Consider the following 13,658-nt stretch of genomic DNA (forward strand, 5'->3'; position numbering starts at 1 on the left):
TCGGGCTCATCGCCGATGTGGGGCAGGCCGTCAACGGCGACTCCGCGGGTTCGGCGGCCCCGGTGCCCGACAGGCTCGCCGTCGTCCGGGTCGAACCGGGGGAGTCGCTGCAAGACGTCGCACACCGGGTGGCGCCGGACGCACCGGTTCGCCAGGTGGCCGAACGCATCCGCGCACTCAACGACCTGAGCTCTCCGGCGCTGGTCGCGGGTCAGCCGCTGATCGCGCCGGTGGGCTGACCGCGTCCCTGCCGCAGTACGGCGTCGCTGTACGGCTGGGATCGCCCTGCGGGCAGCCCGCGCGGGTACGATCTGGGTGTTCTGCGATGTCCGGGAGCGCGGCGAAGGAGCGGTCATGCACTGTCCGTTCTGCCGTCACCCCGATTCCCGGGTGATCGATTCGCGGGAAACCGACGAGGGTCAGGCCATTCGTCGACGCCGGTCGTGTCCCGAGTGTGGACGGCGTTTCACCACGGTCGAGACGGCGGTGCTGGCCGTGGTCAAGCGCAGCGGCGTCACCGAGGCGTTCAGTAGGGAGAAAGTGGTCAGCGGGGTACGCAGGGCGTGTCAGGGTCGGCAGGTCGACGACGACGCGCTCAACCTTCTGGCTCAGCAGGTGGAAGAAACCGTACGCGCGGCGGGGTCCCCGGAGGTCCCCAGCCACGAGGTCGGCCTGGCCATCCTGGGACCGTTGCGCCAACTCGACGAAGTGGCGTACCTACGGTTTGCGTCGGTCTACCGGTCCTTCGAGTCCGCGGAAGATTTCGAGCGTGAGATCGAGCTGCTGCGCGCGCAGCGCAAGGTGCCGACCTAGAGCTGGCGAGCCGGCCCCGGAGACCCGCGTTAGGGTAGCTGCCATGGTCCCTGAGTTGCATCCCGATCTCGAGGCCTTCGCACCGCTGCTCGGCAGCTGGGCTGGTCGGGGGGCGGGCGAGTACCCGACGATCGAGCCCTTCGAATATTTCGAGGAAGTCGTGTTCTCCCATGTGGGGAAGCCATTTCTGGCGTACGCGCAGAAGACCGGGGCGGTGGCTGACGGCAGGCCCTTACACAGTGAGACGGGTTACCTTCGCGTGCCGCGACCGGGCCACATCGAGCTTGTTCTGGCACACCCGACCGGCGTCACGGAAATCGAAGTGGGCACGTATTCCGCACGCGGCGGCGTGATCGAATTCGTGTTGTCCGCCATGTCGATCGGGCTGTCCCCGACCGCCAAAGAGGTGACTGAGCTCGGCCGCTCCTTCCGCATCGACGGCAATGAGTTGTCGTACTCGGTGCAGATGGGTGCCGTCGGGCAACCCTTGCAGCATCATCTGGCCGCGGTGCTGCACCGGAAAGACTGAACATTCGCCGTTGCCATCGGCGGCGGCCGCCGAGGGTCATGGGCCCCTTTCGTTCGGTCTGAGGATCAGGTCGCGCTGCGTTCGTCGTTGCCCATGGCGTTCAGCACCGCTACGCGGGTGTGGGCCGGACCGGTGACCGCCTTCTCCCCACCGCCGGAGCGGAGCAGTTGGCGAAGGGCGGCTTGGTCGTATTCGCCGGGTTCGGTGGTGTCGATGAAGTGCTGCACGACGTCGATGAAGCGGGCCGGGTCGTCGTGAAACGTGAAGTGTCCGGAACCCTCGAAGATCTCCAGCCGCGAGCCCGGCATAGCCGCGTGCGCCATCCGCGCATGGCGCACGGGAACGACGACATCTTTTGCGCCCCAAATTATCTGGACGGGGATGGCTTCGGTCAGATAGCACCGGTCCAGCATGGTGACGATCTGGCCGCGCCAATCCACCACCGCGCGCAGGGTCCGACTGAACGCCGCCGAGGCGGTGGGCTCCGGGAGGTCGTCGAGGATTCGCAGCACGCTGGGCAGGTCCCGGCCCAAGCCGGTGTTCCCGAAGGCCGCGCCCAGCACGCGGCCGACGACCTGCACCGCCGGCAGTACCAGGGGCAGCCGCAGCAGCGCGAGTGCTTCGCTGCCCATCGGCAGCGACGCGCACCGCAATACGAGATTGACATCCTTGGTGACGCCGCCGGCTGCCACAAGAATGAGGCGCTCCACCAAATGCGGGAACTGGTAGGCGAATTGCATCGCGACCCCGCCACCGAGGGAATGGCCGATGATGGTCACCCGCTCGATGTCGAGCACACTGAGCAGGTCGCGTATGCCGTTGGCGTACGCGGCGATGGAGTAGTCGGCGCGCGGCTTGTCGGATTGCCCGTGCCCCAGTAGATCAGGGGCGATGACGGTGAATCGCTGAGCCAGCTTGGCCTGCACGGTGTTCCAGGTTGTGGAGTTGTCACCGATGCCGTGGACCAGCAGGACCGCCGGCCCCGAGCCCGCGATGCGGTAGGCCCTGCGGTACCCATGAATCGTGCGGAACTCCAGCCTCGGTGTCCGCACTTCCCGCACCGAGCGAAGATTGCTCCTGCGCTGCCGCTCGGTCATCTCCACCCTTGTTGTGGGGCCTTGTTGTGGGGCCTTGTTATGGGGCCGTGGTGGCGTTTCGCGTCACTCGAAGGCGCTCATGCCGTGTCGTCGTCGTCGTACTTCTTCTCGGCCTGCTGGGCCAAAAATCGCTCGAACTCCGCGCCGATCTCCTCGCCGCTGGGCAGCTCTTCGTCGCGAGCCAGTAACGATCTGTTCTCCTGTGCGTCGATGAAGGCATCGTACTGGCGCTCGAGTGCGGCCACCACTTGAGCCACTTCCGCGCTCGCCTGGACCTGCTCGTCGATCTTGGCGCGGATTTCTCCCGCCGCCTCCGACAGCGCCGAGAGCGGCAGTTCCAGCGACCCGCTCTTGGCCACCTGCTCAAGCAGCACCTGTGCCGCTGCGGGGTAGTCCGTCTGCGTCAGGTAGTGCGGGACGTGCACGGTGAAGCCGACCACCTCGTGGCCGTGCTGGGCCATCCGGTACTCGAGCAGGTTGGACGCACTGCCCGGGACCTGGATCTCGGCGATCCACGGTTGGAAATCGGCGATCAGCTCTCCGTTGTTGGAATGCGCGGTCAGCGTGATCGGGCGGGTGTGCGGAACCGCCATGGGGACGGTGCCCAGGCCGATGGTCCGCCGTACGCCCAGCCTTTCGGCGAGCATGCGCACCGCGGTGATGAAACGCTCCCATTTCAGGTCCGGCTCCATGCCGGCTAGCAACAGAAACGGCGTGCCGACGCAGTCGCGCAGCGCGTACAAGCTCAACTCCGGGTCGTCATAGTTGGTGAAGTGATCGGTTTTGAAGGTCATCAGCGGGCGCCGCGAGCGGTAGTCCAGCAGTTCGTCGATCGCGAAGGATGCGACCAGTTCGGTGTCCAGGGCCGCCTTGAGGTGGGTGGACGCCAGCCGTATCGCGTGACCGGCGTCGGAGAAGCCCTGCAACGCGTGTACCAGAACAGGTCCCCGGCCGTCGGACGTCAGCAACTGCGGCGCCGGGAACTCGAGCTCGTACATGCCCGACTGTTCGGGCTGGTAGTACTCGTCGTCCGGGTCGTGGCGGTGTGCCATCCGGGTTGCCTCCTTTCGGGAGCTGCTTGAGCAGCGCTCCCTGTAGTGTCCCCCACATCCTCTCGTGTCCCCCCACTCACGGGGCACCAATGGCGGAACAGGGTTATTGAACAGGGCACGTGTGTGCGTCTGTCTGTTCGAACGCGAAAACGCGTCGGCCTCATCCCCGGGCCCGGCGCGATCTGACCGCCGGGCGCCGGTCGGGCATGATGGGAGCCGATGCGAATCTCCCGAGGAGTGCTCTGTTCGGTGGTCGGCCTGGCCATGCTGTCGACGTCCTGCGGCCGGCCCGCCGAGCATGTCTCGGCCCCGCGCGTTCCGTCGCAGCGGGCCAGCGAGCCCGTGGAACGGCTCACCAAGCCCACACGCGCGGCACTCGCCGCGCCGGTGGACCCGGACATGCGCGTGGGGCCGATCTTCCTCGACGGCGGCACCTTGCACGTGTGCACGGGATCGGTGGTGCACTCGGCGGACGGGGACCTGGTGATGACCGCGGCGCACTGCCTGGCCGGCGGTTCGCAGATCACCTTTGCGCCCGGATTCGCCGGCGACGCCGCGCCCAGCGACCTCTGGACAGCCGATACCGTCTATCTCGACCCGCGCTGGACCGCCGCCAAGGACCCGCGCGCCGACTATGCGGTCATGAGGGTCAGAAATCAGGGTGGCGGCGGGTCGGTCGAGTCGCATGTCGGTCTGGCGCTGAAACTGGGTCAGATGCCCGCACCCGGCAGCGACGTCACGGTGCTGGGGTACCCGTCCGGGATCGGCGGTACGCCGGTGGGCTGTCAGACCAGCACCCAGGTCAGCGAGAGTGGTTACCCGTCGGTGGTGTGCGAAGGTCTGGTCGCCGGCACCAGCGGCGGACCGTGGGTCAGTGGCACGACGATCACCGGGCTCACCGGTGGCTTGGAAAGCGGTGGGTGCGCCGAGGACGTCTCGTACTCGGCGCCGTTCGACCAGCATGTCGCCCAACTGCTGGCTCGCGCCGAAGCCGGCGGTCCCGGCGATACCGTCCCGAACGGTGTGGCCGACTCCTGCTAGCGCGACGGCCCGATCAGCGGCGGAATTGGTTGAGCGCCCGCACCTTGTTCATCACGTCGAGCGCGGCGATCTTATAGGCCTCGGAGAATGTGGGGTAGTTGAACACCGCGTCGACCAGGTACTCCACGGTTCCGCCGCAGCCCATCACGGCCTGCCCGATGTGCACCATCTCGGTGGCGCTGGTGCCGAAGATGTGCACCCCGAGCAGCGTGAGGTCCTCGGTGGACACCAGCAGTTTGAGCATCCCGTAGGAGTCGCCGGCGATCTGCCCGCGCGCCAGCTCACGGTACCGGGCCACCCCGACCTCGTAGGGGATTGCGTTCTTGGTGAGCTCGATCTCGGTGGCCCCCACGTAGGACACCTCGGGAATCGAATAGATGCCGATCGGCTGCAGTTCGGTCAGCCCCTCCGCCGGCTCACCGAAGGCGTGGTAGGCGGCCAGCCTGCCCTGTTCCATGGACGTGGCGGCCAGCGCGGGGAACCCGATGACGTCGCCGACGGCGTAGATGTGGGGCACCTTGGTCCGGAACATGTCGTCGACGAGAATCCGCCCACGGCTTTCCACTTCGATGCCGGCGTTGTGCAGATCGAGGTGGTCGGTCTGCCCCTGGCGTCCGGCGGAGTACATGACCGTTTCGGCGGGGATCTGCTTGCCGCTGGCCAGTGTGGTGATCGTGCCCGCCGAACCGACGTCGACCGCGGTCACCTCCTCGCCGAACCGGAATGTCACCGCAAGGTCGCGCAGGTGGAATTTGAGCGCCTCGATGATCTCGGGGTCGCAGAAGTCGAGCATGTCGTCCCGCTTCTCCACGACGGTGACCTTGGTGCCCAGGGCGGCGAACATCGAGGCGTACTCGATGCCTATCACCCCCGCACCCACCACGACCATCGAGGCGGGCAGCGACTTGAGGTCGAGTATCCCGTCGGAGTCGAGCACCCGATCCTCGTCGAACTCGACCCCCGAAGGTCGCGCCGGCCGGGTGCCCGTGGCGATGACGACGTAATCGCCTGTGATCGTGGTCTTTTCGCGGCGGGCGTGATCATCGACGAGAACGGTGTGCGGGTCGACGAACCGGGCGTGGCCGACCAGCAGGTCGATGCGGTTGCGCATCAACTGGTCGCGCACCACGTCGACCTCCTTGCCGATCACGTGCTGGGTGCGTGCCAGCAGGTCGGCCGGGGTGATCCGGTCCTTGACGCGGTAGCTCGCACCGTACAGTTCGCGCTGGTTCATTCCGGTGAGGTACAGCACCGCCTCGCGCAACGTTTTTGACGGGATTGTCCCGGTGTTGACGCATACCCCGCCGAGCATGCGGCCCCGTTCGATCACCGCGACCGACTTACCCAGCTTGGCTGAGGCGATGGCGGCCTTCTGCCCGCCGGGACCCGAACCGATGACCACCATGTCGTACTCGCGCGTGGACGCCATGGGCTAGACACTAGAACAGCGCCACCCACAGTGCCGACTCCATGCACAGGATGAACGCTGCGCCGGTCCGCGCGCGCACCGGCTGACGGTGGGGACCGTCAGCGTTGAGACTCATGACGACGAATCACGCGGATTTCGAACTGAGTCGCCCCGGGGCACTGATCGCGGCACTGCCGGCCGTGCTCGGCTTCGTTCCGGAGAATTCACTCGTACTGGTGTCGCTCGACGGCGGCCAACTGGGGTCGGTGCTGCGGGTCGACCTCACCGAGAAGCTCGCCGACCGGATCGCGCACCTGGCCGAAGTCGCGGCCGCGGCCGAACCCGAGGCCGCGATCGCAGTCGTCGTGGCCGAGGCCGGCGCTCGTTGTCCGGGATGCAACGAGGATTACCGGCGCCTGTGCGCGGCACTCACAGAAGCGTTGTCGGAACACAACATTGAGCTGTGGGCCGCGCACGTCGTTGACCGGGTGGCCGCGGGCGGGCGCTGGCACTGCGTCGACGGCTGCGGTGCGGGCGGTGCCGTCGACGATCCGTCGGCATCCCCGCTGGCCGCGGCCGCCGTGCTCGACGGGCGGCGGCTTTATCCGCGGCGCGCCGACCTGCAGGCCGTCATCGCCATCAAGGACCCGCAGCACACCGGTGCGTTGGCCGAACTGCTCGGCCGGGAGGCCGTTTCCCGAGAAGTGGCGCATCGCGGCGATCCGACCGGCCTCAGCCGCCAGGACGTGGAATGCGCGTTGGCCGCCGCCGCCCGAGTCGCCGACGGCCGTCCGCTGCCCGATACCGCGTTGGCGCGGCTGGGCTGCGCGCTGACCGACGTGCAGGTGCGTGACCCGCTGTACGCGCTGGCGGTCGGCGAGCGCGCCGGGGAGGCGGAGTCGTTGTGGGCGCTGCTGGCCCGCACGTTGCCGCCGCCGTGGCGCGTCGAAGCGCTCGTGTTGCTCGCGTTCAGCGCCTACGCCCGCGGTGACGGGCCGCTCGCGGGCGTGTCGCTGGAGGCCGCGCTGCGATGCGATCCCGAGCACCGGATGGCGGGGATGTTGGACACGGCGTTGCAGTCCGGGGTTCGGCCCGAGCGCATCCGGGAACTCGCGCTCACCGGTTACCGTCTGGCCGAGCGCCTCGGTGTGCGGCTGCCGCCACGCCGGCCGTTCGGCCGGTGCGCAGGGTAGCTCAGACTTTCTCGACCTTGACCGCGTGCGCCATTTCGTGAGGCAGGGTGACGTTCTCGTGACCGGGTATCACGATGGCCACCCCGGCCTGGCCGTTCTCGACGATCACCCGGGCGTTGGGCACGACGCCGGCGTCCTTCAGCCGGCTGATCAAATCGATGTCGCCTTGCACGTGCTCGGTCAGCTGGCGCACCACCACCGCCACCGGCGACCCTCCGGGCAGCTCGGTCAAGCGGACCAGGTTGGCCTCCTCGGCGCTGAAGCCCGAACCCACGCCCAGATCCAGAAGACCCGGAATGGGGTTGCCGAACGGTGAGGTGGTCGGGTGGTTGAGCACTTTCACCAACCGCCGTTCGACGTCCTCGCTCATCACGTGCTCCCAGCGGCATGCCTCGGCGTGCACTTCTTCCCACGGCAATCCGATGACGTCGACGAGCAGACGTTCGGCGAGCCGGTGCTTACGCATCACCGAAACGGCCAGGGCGCGGCCCTTGTCGGTGAGCTCCAGGTGGCGGTCGCCGGCGACGTGGAGTAGGCCGTCGCGTTCCATGCGGGAAACGGTCTGGCTGACGGTCGGGCCGCTCTGATCGAGGCGTTCGGCGATCCTGGCACGAAGGGGAGTGACTCCCTCTTCCTCGAGGTCATAGATGGTCCGCAGGTACATCTCGGTGGTATCAACCAGGTCGTTCATTCAGCACCCTCCAATGACGCCGAGTCTACTGGGCCGGCTGCGCGAATGGGTGCAACGCTTCCCCGGCGACCAGTATGGCGACTGCACACGCGGCGGGCCTACTGCTCTGCTACCCGGCTCTGGTGGTGGCGTCGACCGGCAACGTGCCGGCGACGTCAGCTCGCGTACGACCGGAGGCGGTCGGCGCGTTCGCCGTTACGCAGCTTCGACATCACGTCACGCTCGATCTGGCGAACCCGTTCGCGGGAAAGACCGAACAGTTTGCCAATCTGGTCCAGGGTGCGTGGTTGGCCGTCATCGAGACCGAACCGCAGTCTGATGACCTGATGCTCACGCTCGTCGAGGGTGGACAAAACACTGCGGATGTCGGTGTGCAGCAACTCGGCGATCACCGCGTTCTCCGCGGACATCGCTTCGGCGTCCTCGATGAAGTCGCCCAGCGGCGCCTCTTCCTCGGAGCCAACCGGCATGTCCAGGCTCACCGGGTCGCGGCTGTGCTCGAGCAGGTCGTTGATCTTCTCGACCGGGATGCCCGATTCAGCGGCGAGCTCCTCGTCGCTGGCCTCGCGTCCCAGGTTCTGGTGCATCTCCCGCTTGATCCGAGCCAGCTTGTTGACCTGCTCGACCAAGTGAACCGGCAGGCGGATGGTCCGGCTCTGGTCGGCCATGCCACGGGTGATGGCCTGGCGGATCCACCAGGTGGCATACGTGGAGAACTTGAATCCCTTGGCATAGTCGAACTTCTCCATCGCCCGGATCAGGCCCAGGTTGCCTTCCTGGATCAGGTCGAGCAAGGGCATGCCCCGGCCCGTGTAGCGCTTGGCCAGTGACACCACCAGCCGCAGGTTCGCTTCCAGCAGGTGCCGGCGCGCCGCCTGGCCGTCACGCACGACGGCCGCCAAGTCGCGTTTGCGGTTCTCGCCGAGGCGCTTACGGGTCTCCAGCAGGTGCTCGGCGTAAAGGCCGGCTTCGATGCGCTTGGCCAGTTCAACTTCGTCCGCCGCGTTCAGCAACGCGGTCTTGCCGATGCCGTTCAGATAGACGCGCACCAGGTCAGCTGCGGGACTTTGAGCATCTAGATCGCCTTCGATCCTGCTGGGGGTGGCGTTCGCCATAGCGACCTCCTGATCGGCTTGAGCTGTCGTATGGGTTAACGACACACAGGGTTGGAGAGTTCCCGGCGATCTGTGATCTCACACGCGATGACGTGCAGAAATGCGCCTTCGACCTGAGAAAGTCCTGAGAAGTGCGGCAGGCGGCGACGCACCCGGAAGACGCGTGTCAGCTGTGCCAGTGCGCGCTGTGTGAACCGGGCTGCGGCTGCGGGTCGCGCCGTGGTTCGAGAGCGGGACGCTCCGCAGTCGGGAACAGCGGCGTGCGCGGCGGGGCGGCGTCGAACCGCCGGGGCTCGTCGCGGCGCCGTGGGGGGCGGTCGTTGGCGATCAACACAGCCATCCACGGCAGCGGCAACGATACCGCCACGATCGCCAGCGAGATCAGGCCGTTGTGCCAGGCGCCGTAGGCGACGGCGGCCAGGATCAGCGCCGGTATCCGGAAAGCCATCAGCGCCAGATACTTACGCACCCGCGCGCGGTGCTGTTCGTCGTAGGAGGGTGCGGCGGCGGTGATGAGGATGGGCCGGCCCTCGTCATCAAACCTGTCTCCGGACCCCGGATCGGAGCCGCGCTTCATTCCTCCACTGTCCCACATGTCGCCGATTCCGGCTCGGCCGGTTTCTCCAGGCCACCGGGAGTGCACAATGTCAGTCATGGAGATGTCAGTCATGGAGATGTCAGTCATGGAGACGTCAGTCATGGATACGCAGACGATCGAACGTACCGAGACCGACGAACGCGTCGACGACGGGACCGGGGGTGACACTCCCCGGTACTTTCACTACGTCAAGAAGGACAAGATCGCCGAGAGCGCCGTGATGGGCAGTCATGTGGTCGCCTTGTGCGGCGAGGTTTTTCCGGTGACGCGGGCGGCCAAACCAGGGTCGCCGGTGTGCCCGGACTGCAAGAAAATCTACGAGCAGCTCAAGAAAAGCTGATCATGCCGGCGGTTCGACCGTAGCGACGTCGCGCTTCGGCACCGTCGGGTGCGCAGGCGAATCCGCCGACTTCAGTGCACGCATGCGTGACATCAGCCAAGTGCGCAGCCGGTGGGCATGCGTCTCGGGTGCCGGGAACTCCTCTTGGACGGCGGCATTGAGTTCGGCGCCGAACATGATTGCGAAACCGCCGAAAAAGGCGAACAGCAGAAACGCGATAGGCGTGGACAGCGCGCCGTAGGTGTATCCGGTGCGGGTGATCCAACTCAGGTAGATCCGCAGGCCCAGGGTGGCGATCACGAACACCGCAGTGGCCAGTCCCGCTCCCAGGATCAGCCGGTGCGACGGCAGCGGCACCGGCAGCGCCACCCGGTACAAGATCATGATCCCGACCATGAGCGCGAGCACGAGCGCCGGGTAGTAGCCGAAACGCAACGTGTTGGCCAGGGTGACCGGGATGTGTTCTCCGATCTTGCGCGGTCCCACCACCAGTAGCGGCGCCGTCGACACAACGACCACGAGCATCATCAGGTACAGGAACAGTGCGAAGAAGCGCTGGCGCACCGGGTGGCGCAACGGCGTCTGGCCATGGGCTTCTACCACGGAATCGACGAACGCCGAGATCGCCGAGGAGCCCGCCCACAGGGAGATCACGAAACCCAGCGACACCACCTCTCCCCGCGCGCCGTTGGTGATGTCGCGCATGGTGGGTTCGATGATCTCGTTGACCACGCTGCGGGAGAAGACGGTGTGGGCCGTCGTGATCACCTGCCGCTCGATGCTGGGCAGCATGTCCGGGCCGAACAGAGGCGCGACGTACGCCAGACTGCCCAGCATTCCCAGCAGCAGCGGCGGTAGGGACAGCGCCGACCAGAAGCCGGCCTGCGCGGACTCGGAAAAGATGGAATCTTCCCAACTCTTCGCGACAGTTCTCCGAGAGATTCGCCAGACGTGGTGGCGGGACGGTTTAGGGACCTGATCACTCATACAAGTCCAGCATTACCGAAAACTGCGCCCGCGGCCCACATTCGACGCAGGCGAGTCGACGTTGGGCTAGCTTTCGCTGAACTCCAGCACGGCGGCCAACTCGACCAGTTTCGATTCATGCTCGTTGGCGTGGTGCTGGCAGAACAGGAGTTCTGCTCCGGAAGGCAGCGTGGCACGGACGCGGGCTGCGGCGCCGCAGCGGTCACAGCGGTCAGCTCTGGTCAATGGACTGGTCAGAGTTGCGTTCATGGCTTCTCCGTTCTGGCGTTTCTCTACTGTCTCAGACGTAGGGGATTTTCGTGTTGTTCACCGATCGTTACAGGGTGTGTCGTTTCTCACCCGTTCCCCACGCATTCCGGGAAGGCTCTTTAAGGTGTCCTTCCGTGACCTTCACTTCTGACGCACTGGTCCACTTGTGCGGTGCCGACGAGTGGTCCCGCGCCTGCCAAGAGGGAGCGATCCTGCCGCAAAGCACCGACGCGGGTGCCGGTTTCATCCACTTGTCGACTCCGCAGCAGGTACATCTACCGGCAAACCGCCTCTACCGCGGTCGTTCCGACTTGCTCATGCTGCACATCGACGCGGGGCTGCTGGATTCGCCTGTTCGTTGGGAGCCCGGTGTGTCAACGGATCCGACGGCCATGGTGTTCCCGCATTTGTACGGTCCGCTTCCTTTGCGGGCGGTAATGCGTGTCACGGACTACCGCCCGGGACGCGACGGCGCCTTCCCCCCGATCGCCGAGGTGCCGGGGCTCGGCTGGTCCGCGCAGGCGTGACTCGGCGGGCGGCGCCGGACACAATGTCAGTCCAGGTAGTCGCGCACTAGGGTCCGGTTAGCGCTGTACGTGACCAGGGATTATGCCGGTCACGCCTGAGCGTGAGACCTGCGAATATCTTGGATTGGCGATGCTCTCTTATCCGAGAGAGAGGCAACCATGCCCACCACAACCGACCAAGCCGCCACCGACCGCAGCGCGCACCCAGTCGACTCCACCACCCGCGCATGCTGTGACGGCATCGGCCGTCACACGCCCGACTGCCCCGAGCCGCAACGAAGCACCGACACCGAAACGCGGCCTGTCCCCGCACCTCCTGGCGCGGTTCATCTGCTGCCCTGGGAGGCTCCGACCACGACCGGCCTCGCTGAGTGGGTCCGCTACTTCGACGGCACCACCCGCGTCGTGCATCTCGACAACCGGGACCGCGACATCGAGGTCACCATCGAGGGCACGCAATGGGAAGACGGCCGCGTCGGCAGCCCCCGGGTGCGGGTGCGCGACATCGACCCCGACAATCCGCTCACGGTCGAGCAGGCCCGCGCATTAGGCGCCGCGCTGACGGCGGCAGCCGTCGAAGTTAAGGAGCTGGCCGACTACCGTCACCACCGCGACACCGCGCGTGTGATTCCAGCGATGGTCACCGGGGCGGCCGATGTGCGAATCGACGTCTGCACTGATGAGGACAGCGACGGCGCGGAGCGCTACATCATGCTCAACGGCGAGATTCATCTGCTCAACCCCGCCGCGGTGCGCCGGGTCGCCAGGGAGCTGCTGGACGCGGCCGACGAGCTCGAGGGGGCCGAGCAGTGACCAGAACGGGCGGCACCACCACCGCTCGGTATGAGCGCTACCTGGCGAGGATTGAATACATCACCACCGTGGTCAGGCTGGACGACCTCACCATGTCTGAGTTGATGTCGTTGGCTGCGGTGCTTGAGCCAGCGCACGCCCGGGTCGCGGCCGTGAACGGGGCACCCGTGCTGCGGCTCGTCCGCGAGGACACCGGAGCCGGGCTGGTGTGATCCTGCATCTGAAACGGGGTGTCACGGGGCGTGCCTGCTCTCCCTCGATTCGAGCACGCCCCGTTGGCGCCTCCCGCGTGAGGAACGCGCCGAAGTCGTGGCATCACTACGGGAGTCGGGACTGAGCATTCCGGCGATCGCCAGCGCAACAGGTCTCGGATACGGGACAGTGCAGCGTGAGATCGCATCAGGTTATCCAAATGGACAACGTGACGATCCGGTCGACGCCGAGGTGGACGAGGACGCGCTTGCCGAGGAGTTGATCATCGCCGAGCAGCAGTTGCCGCCGCTACCCGAGAACTACATGCACGCGAAGCAATGCCTACGAGCCCCCCGCGAGCGCCGCAGTCGGTGGACAAGTTGTCGGCCCCCGGGAGCACACTGCAGACACAGCCAAGGAGGACACACCATGATCCGCACGTTCATCGCCGCCGCAGTCATCGGCTGCACGCTGTCCCCCGCCATGGTCGCTGTCAGCCCGCCCGCCCACGCGGGCCCCGTCCAGTGGTGCGATCCCGCCTCACCGCTGTTTGACCCGACGGTCTGCGCCGACGAGTCACCCGGCGGCGGCTACAGCTGCGACCCGTTCGGGCCGGCCTACGATCCGAACTACTGCGCCACCCAGAGCCGACCGAGCAGCTAATGGCGCGGCTGAACCACTGTCCCGGACAGCGCGCGGACACCCCCCAAACAACCCCCCGGCAACACCCCCACAAAAGAGGTCGCCCCGAAGGGAAATCCCCCCTACGCGGCATGAGCAGGCACCGGAATTCCCGCTCTGACCAGGGGATTTCCCACGCGGCATGAGCAGGCACGCCAGATTTTTTGGGCCCGTGTAAAAAAAGGTGTCCAGGGCGGCGGTCGCCACACCCCCCCTCCCCCCTGATTTTTTCGAGGGGGGGGGTAGCTGCGGGAGGGTTTGCGCTGGTGGGATGCCCGGCATAGTTTGCTGTACGTGGTGGGTTGAGCGGGAGCGGCTACGACCGAAACGGG

General features: G+C 66.6%; 18 protein-coding genes. 10 read left to right on the forward strand and 8 right to left on the reverse strand.

Translation table 11 applies throughout. The features are described from left to right. From AC2VOK_RS00945 to AC2VOK_RS00955, 3 genes are all read left to right on the forward strand, one after another. On the forward strand, positions 1-239 hold a 239-nt coding region (locus tag AC2VOK_RS00945), incomplete at its 5' end, for a LysM peptidoglycan-binding domain-containing protein (protein ID WP_428898802.1). 115 nt (positions 240-354) lie between these two features. Continuing rightward, positions 355-813 (forward strand): transcriptional regulator NrdR, encoded by a 459-nt coding sequence (nrdR, locus tag AC2VOK_RS00950; RefSeq protein WP_421528481.1) that lies wholly within the window; start codon positions 355-357, stop codon positions 811-813. 43 nt (positions 814-856) lie between these two features. Continuing rightward, a complete protein-coding gene (locus AC2VOK_RS00955; protein WP_428898803.1) occupies positions 857-1,342 on the forward strand; it encodes a peroxynitrite isomerase in 486 nt (161 codons plus the stop codon). A gap of 65 nt (positions 1,343-1,407) precedes the next feature. Here AC2VOK_RS00955 and AC2VOK_RS00960 read toward each other — a convergent pair whose 3' ends face one another. Together AC2VOK_RS00960 and AC2VOK_RS00965 are read right to left on the reverse strand one after the other, a co-directional pair. Next, entirely contained in the window at positions 1,408-2,439 is a 1,032-nt protein-coding gene (locus AC2VOK_RS00960) for an alpha/beta fold hydrolase (protein WP_428898804.1), read from the reverse strand. A 77-nt stretch (positions 2,440-2,516) separates the two neighbouring features. Next, positions 2,517-3,491 (reverse strand): proteasome assembly chaperone family protein, encoded by a 975-nt coding sequence (locus tag AC2VOK_RS00965; protein ID WP_428898805.1) that lies wholly within the window; start codon positions 3,489-3,491, stop codon positions 2,517-2,519. A 219-nt stretch (positions 3,492-3,710) separates the two neighbouring features. Between AC2VOK_RS00965 and AC2VOK_RS00970 the strand changes: the two genes are divergently transcribed. After that, positions 3,711-4,532, forward strand: a complete 822-nt coding sequence (locus AC2VOK_RS00970; RefSeq protein ID WP_428898806.1) for a trypsin-like serine peptidase — start codon at positions 3,711-3,713, stop codon at positions 4,530-4,532. A gap of 13 nt (positions 4,533-4,545) precedes the next feature. On the opposite strand, the gene sthA is transcribed toward AC2VOK_RS00970, so the two are convergent. Then, the gene (gene sthA, locus AC2VOK_RS00975) at positions 4,546-5,961 is read right to left on the reverse strand and encodes a Si-specific NAD(P)(+) transhydrogenase (RefSeq protein WP_428898807.1); all 1,416 of its coding nucleotides are present in this window, start codon (positions 5,959-5,961) and stop codon (positions 4,546-4,548) included. A gap of 113 nt (positions 5,962-6,074) precedes the next feature. Between sthA and AC2VOK_RS00980 the strand changes: the two genes are divergently transcribed. Next, positions 6,075-7,133 (forward strand): DUF4192 domain-containing protein, encoded by a 1,059-nt coding sequence (locus AC2VOK_RS00980; RefSeq protein ID WP_428898808.1) that lies wholly within the window; start codon positions 6,075-6,077, stop codon positions 7,131-7,133. 1 nt (position 7,134) lies between these two features. Here AC2VOK_RS00980 and AC2VOK_RS00985 read toward each other — a convergent pair whose 3' ends face one another. The 3 genes from AC2VOK_RS00985 to AC2VOK_RS00995 all read right to left on the reverse strand — a co-directional run bounded on the left by AC2VOK_RS00985 (position 7,135) and on the right by AC2VOK_RS00995 (position 9,534). Continuing rightward, positions 7,135-7,824, reverse strand: coding sequence for an iron-dependent transcriptional repressor DtxR (locus AC2VOK_RS00985; protein ID WP_428898809.1), 690 nt, complete (start codon positions 7,822-7,824; stop codon positions 7,135-7,137). Positions 7,825-7,979: 155 nt separating this feature from the next. Beyond that, on the reverse strand, positions 7,980-8,984 hold the full coding sequence (gene sigB / locus AC2VOK_RS00990) for a sigma-70 family RNA polymerase sigma factor SigB (RefSeq protein WP_428898810.1): 1,005 nt from the start codon (positions 8,982-8,984) through the stop codon (positions 7,980-7,982). 121 nt (positions 8,985-9,105) lie between these two features. Beyond that, complete coding sequence (locus AC2VOK_RS00995) at positions 9,106-9,534, reverse strand: DUF3099 domain-containing protein (RefSeq protein WP_428898811.1); 429 nt, start codon at positions 9,532-9,534, stop codon at positions 9,106-9,108. 103 nt (positions 9,535-9,637) lie between these two features. Here AC2VOK_RS00995 and AC2VOK_RS01000 point away from each other — a divergent pair, with 103 nt between their 5' ends. Beyond that, on the forward strand, positions 9,638-9,877 hold the full coding sequence (locus AC2VOK_RS01000; protein WP_428898818.1) for a DUF3039 domain-containing protein: 240 nt from the start codon (positions 9,638-9,640) through the stop codon (positions 9,875-9,877). On the opposite strand, the gene AC2VOK_RS01005 is transcribed toward AC2VOK_RS01000, so the two are convergent. Together AC2VOK_RS01005 and AC2VOK_RS01010 are read right to left on the reverse strand one after the other, a co-directional pair. Beyond that, entirely contained in the window at positions 9,878-10,864 is a 987-nt protein-coding gene (locus AC2VOK_RS01005; RefSeq protein ID WP_428898812.1) for a YihY/virulence factor BrkB family protein, read from the reverse strand. 66 nt (positions 10,865-10,930) lie between these two features. Next, positions 10,931-11,113 carry a DUF7455 domain-containing protein gene (locus tag AC2VOK_RS01010; RefSeq protein ID WP_428898813.1) on the reverse strand — a complete coding sequence of 61 codons (183 nt, stop codon included), beginning with the start codon at positions 11,111-11,113 and terminating at the stop codon, positions 10,931-10,933. Positions 11,114-11,247: 134 nt separating this feature from the next. Here AC2VOK_RS01010 and AC2VOK_RS01015 point away from each other — a divergent pair, with 134 nt between their 5' ends. The 4 genes from AC2VOK_RS01015 to AC2VOK_RS01030 all read left to right on the forward strand — a co-directional run bounded on the left by AC2VOK_RS01015 (position 11,248) and on the right by AC2VOK_RS01030 (position 13,308). Beyond that, positions 11,248-11,640, forward strand: coding sequence for a DUF952 domain-containing protein (locus tag AC2VOK_RS01015; protein ID WP_428898814.1), 393 nt, complete (start codon positions 11,248-11,250; stop codon positions 11,638-11,640). A gap of 159 nt (positions 11,641-11,799) precedes the next feature. Continuing rightward, entirely contained in the window at positions 11,800-12,453 is a 654-nt protein-coding gene (locus AC2VOK_RS01020; RefSeq protein ID WP_428898815.1) for a hypothetical protein, read from the forward strand. Then, positions 12,450-12,665: a hypothetical protein gene (locus tag AC2VOK_RS01025; RefSeq protein ID WP_428898816.1), complete on the forward strand. Its 216-nt coding sequence runs from the start codon at positions 12,450-12,452 to the stop codon at positions 12,663-12,665. Before AC2VOK_RS01020 ends, AC2VOK_RS01025 begins: the two co-directional genes overlap by 4 nt. Before the next feature lie 97 nt (positions 12,666-12,762). Continuing rightward, complete coding sequence (locus AC2VOK_RS01030; RefSeq protein ID WP_428898817.1) at positions 12,763-13,308, forward strand: hypothetical protein; 546 nt, start codon at positions 12,763-12,765, stop codon at positions 13,306-13,308. Positions 13,309-13,658 lie beyond the last annotated feature (350 nt).

This window comes from Mycobacterium sp. TH-M116 (assembly GCF_057473685.1).

What these genes read in the sequence shown, in the direction of transcription:
- AC2VOK_RS00995 (WP_428898811.1), bottom strand. Translation starts at nt 9,534, where the DNA reads ATGTGGGACAGTGGAGGAATGAAGCGCGGCTCCGATCCGGGGTCCGGA.
- AC2VOK_RS00955 (WP_428898803.1), top strand. Translation starts at nt 857, where the DNA reads ATGGTCCCTGAGTTGCATCCCGATCTCGAGGCCTTCGCACCGCTGCTC.
- AC2VOK_RS00980 (WP_428898808.1), top strand. Translation starts at nt 6,075, where the DNA reads ATGACGACGAATCACGCGGATTTCGAACTGAGTCGCCCCGGGGCACTG.
- sthA (WP_428898807.1), bottom strand. Translation starts at nt 5,961, where the DNA reads ATGGCGTCCACGCGCGAGTACGACATGGTGGTCATCGGTTCGGGTCCC.
- AC2VOK_RS01010 (WP_428898813.1), bottom strand. Translation starts at nt 11,113, where the DNA reads ATGAACGCAACTCTGACCAGTCCATTGACCAGAGCTGACCGCTGTGAC.
- AC2VOK_RS00960 (WP_428898804.1), bottom strand. Translation starts at nt 2,439, where the DNA reads ATGACCGAGCGGCAGCGCAGGAGCAATCTTCGCTCGGTGCGGGAAGTG.
- AC2VOK_RS01000 (WP_428898818.1), top strand. Translation starts at nt 9,638, where the DNA reads ATGGATACGCAGACGATCGAACGTACCGAGACCGACGAACGCGTCGAC.
- AC2VOK_RS00965 (WP_428898805.1), bottom strand. Translation starts at nt 3,491, where the DNA reads ATGGCACACCGCCACGACCCGGACGACGAGTACTACCAGCCCGAACAG.
- AC2VOK_RS01005 (WP_428898812.1), bottom strand. Translation starts at nt 10,864, where the DNA reads ATGAGTGATCAGGTCCCTAAACCGTCCCGCCACCACGTCTGGCGAATC.
- nrdR (WP_421528481.1), top strand. Translation starts at nt 355, where the DNA reads ATGCACTGTCCGTTCTGCCGTCACCCCGATTCCCGGGTGATCGATTCG.
- AC2VOK_RS00985 (WP_428898809.1), bottom strand. Translation starts at nt 7,824, where the DNA reads ATGAACGACCTGGTTGATACCACCGAGATGTACCTGCGGACCATCTAT.
- AC2VOK_RS00970 (WP_428898806.1), top strand. Translation starts at nt 3,711, where the DNA reads ATGCGAATCTCCCGAGGAGTGCTCTGTTCGGTGGTCGGCCTGGCCATG.
- AC2VOK_RS01020 (WP_428898815.1), top strand. Translation starts at nt 11,800, where the DNA reads ATGCCCACCACAACCGACCAAGCCGCCACCGACCGCAGCGCGCACCCA.